Genomic DNA, 4521 nt, shown 5'->3' with positions numbered 1-4521 from the left:
GCCGGTGCCAGCCCGGCAGCAGCGGCGGGTAATGACGCTGCAGCCGCTCGCACCAGCGAGCCAGTTCAGGCCAGCGGGCATGGGCAAGGCGCAGATCATCCGGCCGCAGCGGATATTTCTCGAAACTGACAAGATGCAGATGCGCCTCCGTCGGCGCATGCTCCGCCCAGACCGCACAGGTGAGCAGCATGTTCAGGCCGGTGCCGAAGCCGGTCTCGGCAATGACGAAGGCGTCCGCCTTTTCAAAGCGTTGTGGCAGGCCGTTGTGGCGCAGGAAGACATATTCACTCTCCGCCGGCCCGCCGGCGCGGGAGAAATAGACATCCCCGAAGGTTTCGGCCACCGGGGTGCCGTCCGCCTGCCAGCGCAGGGCAGCAGGCTTTAGAATGGCATCTTCAGAGGAGGCTTGGGACATGGGCAGCAAACCTGACACCGATCATCTGACGCCGGAACAATACCACATCTGCTTTGAGTGCGGCACGGAGCCGCCCTTTTCCTCGCCGCTGCTGCATGAAAAGCGGCCCGGCTCCTGGCACTGCGTCTGCTGCGGCGCGCCGCTGTTCTCATCTGACGCCAAGTTTGATTCCGGCACCGGCTGGCCCAGTTTCTTCGCACCGGTCGATGAGCGGGCCCTGACGCTTCTGCCCGACCACAGCCACGGCATGGTGCGCACCGAGGTGCGCTGCGCCCGTTGCAACGCGCATCTGGGCCATGTGTTCGACGACGGCCCGGCACCCACCGGCCTGAGATACTGCATCAACGGCACGGCGCTGCGCTTTACACCCTCGGAAGACTCATAAGGAAAAACAGATACCCCTGTAAAAAACTTTTACTCCCCGGCATAACCTTTTAAAATGCCGGTGTTTAGGCTTCTGAAACCCGACCCTCATGGCCCAGCGCATCTGGCTGTTTCTGTTTCTGCTCACCCTAGCGATACAGGCCTGGGCGGTCACGCTGCAAGACAGCTTGACCATCTGGAGCGTGGTGACCGGATCCACACTCGTGCTGGCCATCCTCGTCTGGAGCTGGTATCGCGACTACCGCAACCAGCGTGATCTCGCCCGTCTGGTAGACGATCTCGAAGCGCAGAACCAGCTGTTCCACCAGGTCCTGCACAGCAGCCCCATCGGTATTCTCATCCAGGACCGGGAACGCCATGTCCTGCACCAGAACGAAGCACTCAGCCGCATCCTCGGACTGTCTCCCCAGGCCATCCGCGAGCACGACACGCCCCTGCGCGAACTGATTGAGGATGAGACGGTGCGCGAGGAGTTCTACCGCCATTATCGGGACATGCTGCAGCAGCCCCGCTACCTGCACGAATGGGAGATGGCCATCCGTACACCGATGGGCCGACGCCGCTGGATCAGCGTCTCCGGCCAGACACTGCTGCGACAGAACGAGGTGACCGGCATCCTGTGGATCGTGCGTGACGTGACGGCGGAGCACAAGGCACGCGCGAAGCTGGAACGACTCACCCGCACCGACCCCCTTACGGGGCTGCTCAATCGTCGCGCCTTCATGGAGTCGTGGGATCACCTGACAAGGATGGCTCACCGGTATCACCAGCCCCTGGCCATGGCATTGATCGATCTGGACCACTTCAAGCAGATCAACGACCGCTGGGGGCACCATGCGGGGGATCATGTGCTCAAGTGGTTCACCGAACAGATGCGGCGCACCTTCCGCAAGTCGGACGTCATCGCCCGGCTGGGTGGCGAGGAGTTCGTGGTGCTGATGCCCCACACCTCCAGGCGGAATGCCTGTCAGGCGCTGGAACAGCTACGGGAGCGTCTGCAGAAAGCCCCCATCGGACTGGATGACCTGCCAGGCGACTTTGCCATCGACTTCAGCGCCGGCGTGACCGAATGGCGTCGGGGCGAGCCGTTCGAATTCACTTACCACCGGGCGGACATGCTGCTTTACCAGGCCAAGGCCGCCGGCCGCGGACGCTGTGTCACCGACCAGCGCCCGCACCGGCTGTTTGAAGAAACGGAAGACGCAGGCAGGACTACGGCCTGATCAATCCGGTCATCAGACGTCGCACCTGATCACTGTTCCAGTCCAGCGCCCCGAAGGCGGCATAACGGATGCGCCCGTCCCTGTCGAGCACGTAACTGGAGGGATAGGCGAACACCCGCCAGCTTTTCACCGCCGTGCCGGAAGGATCCAGCAACACCGGGAAATTGACCGGGTGTTCCTTGAGGAAAGCCTCCACCGCCGGCTTCTCCTCCGCCAGATTGATGGCCAGAATCTCGAAGGGCTGACCGGCCAGCGCCTGCTTGAGCGCCACCATGGAGGGAATCTCGTGCACGCAGGGCGGACACCAGCTGGCCCAGAAGTTGACCAGCACCACCTTGCCGCGCAGTTCTCGCATATTCAGCGTACGTCCGTCCAGCGTCTGCAGCGTCAGTGGCGGAAACTGCGGCCCCGTGTAGGGCATCAGGGTGGCGCGGGCGTCTTTGGCGGGCGGCGTGGAAACCGCCGTTGCCACCTCGGCCTTCTCGGGAAGTGCCCGTGGCCTGTCCAGCCACGGCGTCATCACCGCCATGGCCCGGGCGATAGCATCCGGCAGACGGCGGGCGGCCTGTTTCTCCCGCTCAAAGGCGTCGGGGCGAAAGTAGAAACGGTCGCGCACGCCGGGCCACAGCTGCACGAACACATCGCTGTCGCCCCGCTCCAAGCGAGAAACCAGATCAGCCAACCGCCAGCGCCACGGGGAGAGTTCCGACTGCATGACCCACACCGGCGCATTGAGCCGCTCGGCCTCCGGCCAGTAGCGGGCCGTCTGCCCCGGCACTGGCGTTGCCACATAGAGATTGGGGTTGATGAGAATCAGGCCGGCGTGACGCAGCGGCCCGGCCTGCTGGGTCGCCTGCCAGGCGCGCACCGCCAGCAGCGCCCCCCGGTCTTCCGCCACCACGAACAGCGGCCGGCCATCCCTGCGGGCCGTGACCAACAGCCGCCCCAAGGCAGCTGTGGGGATCTCATTCACCGCACTGGGCGAAGGCGAAAGGAACCAGGCGGCAAACAGATCCGGCAACCACACCTCCACGCCCCGCCGGCTCAGCGCCTGCGCCACCCTGCGCACCCCTTCAGGATGTCCATGCTCCGACGGCAGCCACACCACCCGCGCCAGCGGCTGCTCTGCTGCCAGCACGGCCACCTCCACCTCCGTGTCATCGCCCACATTGACCGTGAGCGCCCACACTGGCGCGCACAGCAGCCACAGCACCAGCCACAGGGTTCCGCGCATCACCGCCTCCATGCTACGCTTGCGTCATGACATTATCCCCGTGGCTCAATGCCCTGCAAAACCGATTAGCAAAAGCCCATATTCGCGCCGCCGTGCACCTGCACGGCCCGGCGGAGGCGGTGCAGATGCAACTGGCCACGCTGACACCGGACGGGGACGCCCTGTGGCTCCACAGCAGTCATGACACGCCACTGATGCCAGTTTCAGGCTGCCAGCCGGTCGGCCCCAATCAGGCGCAGCATTATCTGGGTAGTGAGCGCCGCCTGCTGTTGGTGGACGGCTTTTCCGGCCTCGACCCCAACATGCTGCTGGCACTGGCCGGCACCCTCACCGCCGGCGGCGTTCTGCTGCTGGCCACGCCTTCAGACTGGGCTACCCGCTCCAACCCGGCGTTGACGCGCTTTATCAGTCTGGGTCAACCTCTGCCCGACCACAGCCGAACCGCCCAACGCCTGCTGGCCATGCCGCACCTGATACCGGCACTGAATGACCTGAGCCGTCTCGACTGGCTGAAACACCCGGCCTGCCCCACGGCACCGGCGCCTCCTCCATTGCCGCCCACCCGGTGCGTGCTTGTCGAAGGGCGGCGTGGCCGGGGCAAGAGCACCCTGCTGGCCCGGTGGGTGGAGGCGCATCCGGCGCGCACCATCGCAGTGGTGACCAACCACCGGGCCGCGCTGGGCAGCTTTCTTCGCGGGCTGGCGGCGCAGGGGTGGCTAAACGACGGGGTCTCCCCCATTTTTACCCGATCGCCCGCCGGCGCGCCGCAACGCACCCTGAAAATCTGGGCGCCGGAAGCCTTTCTGGCACAAAAACCGCCCGTTGAGCTGCTGGTGATCGACGAGGCGGCCCGCCTGACCCTGCCGGTGCTGCAAAAACTGCTGAACACCTTCGGCGGCCCGGTGCTGATGGCCTCCACCACTGAAGGCTACGAAGGTGCCGGGCAGGGGCTGCGGCTGAAACTGGATGGCACCATCGACCATACGGTGACGCTGACCGAACCGGTGCGCTGGGCATCGGATGATCCGCTGGAACAGGACCTTGACGCGGCTCTGCTGCCGGATGCGCCGTTGCCGGGGGTTGGTGCGGCCACCTTTAACCCTGATGCGCTCACCCTGCGCCGCTGGTTGCCGGATGAGACGGACACCCTGCCTGTGGTCTTCTCCCTGCTGAAACAGGCCCACTACCAGACACGCCCATCCGACCTGATGCTGCTGCTGGACGGACCGGGCACGGTGTGGCTGGCGGAATGGAACGAACGGATC

Annotated in this window: 5 protein-coding genes; 3 read left to right on the top strand and 2 right to left on the bottom strand. The window is 65.1% G+C overall.

What is annotated here, in order from left to right:
* A partial coding sequence (locus tag F8K16_RS06490) for a tRNA (5-methylaminomethyl-2-thiouridine)(34)-methyltransferase MnmD (protein WP_367122830.1) occupies nucleotides 1–415 on the bottom strand: 415 nt, incomplete at its 3' end.
* Between F8K16_RS06490 and msrB the strand changes: the two genes are divergently transcribed.
* Both msrB and F8K16_RS06480 read left to right on the top strand, forming a co-directional pair.
* A complete protein-coding gene (gene msrB, locus F8K16_RS06485) occupies nucleotides 414–800 on the top strand; it encodes a peptide-methionine (R)-S-oxide reductase MsrB (protein WP_294948422.1) in 387 nt (128 codons plus the stop codon). The two genes, F8K16_RS06490 and msrB, sit on opposite strands and share 2 nt — an antisense overlap.
* Before the next feature lie 88 nt (nucleotides 801–888).
* A complete protein-coding gene (locus F8K16_RS06480) occupies nucleotides 889–2022 on the top strand; it encodes a sensor domain-containing diguanylate cyclase (RefSeq protein WP_294948420.1) in 1134 nt (377 codons plus the stop codon).
* Here F8K16_RS06480 and F8K16_RS06475 read toward each other — a convergent pair.
* Nucleotides 2012–3256, bottom strand: coding sequence for a redoxin domain-containing protein (locus F8K16_RS06475; protein ID WP_294948418.1), 1245 nt, complete (start codon nucleotides 3254–3256; stop codon nucleotides 2012–2014). The genes F8K16_RS06480 and F8K16_RS06475 overlap by 11 nt on opposite strands.
* 26 nt (nucleotides 3257–3282) lie before the next feature.
* On the opposite strand from F8K16_RS06475, the gene F8K16_RS06470 reads away from it, so the two are divergent.
* Nucleotides 3283–4521, top strand: a 1239-nt coding sequence (locus tag F8K16_RS06470; RefSeq protein WP_367122827.1) for an AAA family ATPase, incomplete at its 3' end; no start/stop codon positions are given.

Source organism: Sulfurivirga sp., from assembly GCF_015490265.1.
GTDB lineage: Bacteria > Pseudomonadota > Gammaproteobacteria > Thiomicrospirales > Thiomicrospiraceae > Sulfurivirga.
Note: the sequence above shows the minus strand (reverse complement) of the source record. Positions and strands in the feature narration are given on the sequence as shown.